This window comes from Psychrobacter sp. TB55-MNA-CIBAN-0194, assembly GCF_040309505.1.
GTDB classification, from domain to species: domain Bacteria; phylum Pseudomonadota; class Gammaproteobacteria; order Pseudomonadales; family Moraxellaceae; genus Psychrobacter; species Psychrobacter fozii.
The window spans coordinates 1-249 of the sequence record NZ_JBEOOW010000612.1; the positions used below are offsets into that span (position 1 = coordinate 1).

General features: G+C 51.8%; 1 protein-coding gene. It reads right to left on the reverse strand.

Annotated elements, in window-relative coordinates; genetic code table 11:
• Positions 1-249, reverse strand: a 249-nt coding sequence (locus AAEY75_RS16480; protein WP_352260237.1) for a GAF domain-containing protein, incomplete at both ends; no start/stop codon positions are given.

A 249-nucleotide genomic window follows, 5' to 3' on the forward strand; every position in this document is an offset into this window, starting at 1 on the left:
TGCTTAGTTTGCAGAGCGTCCTTAAGTTCTCGGTTTTCCTCCTGCAGGTAACTGGTACGTTCGTCGATCAGGTTATTAATCTTGATGATTTGCGCGATGAAGGTTGCCAGAATGCGAAGAATGATTAAGTCTGCGTCTACTGGACGAGGCCGCATGCGTAAGCGGTGAGCCGCCAGAACCCCGATTGGCGTATCGCCATCCATGATGGGAACGGCAATATAGGCGACCATGTCGTCGGGAAGGGTGGTT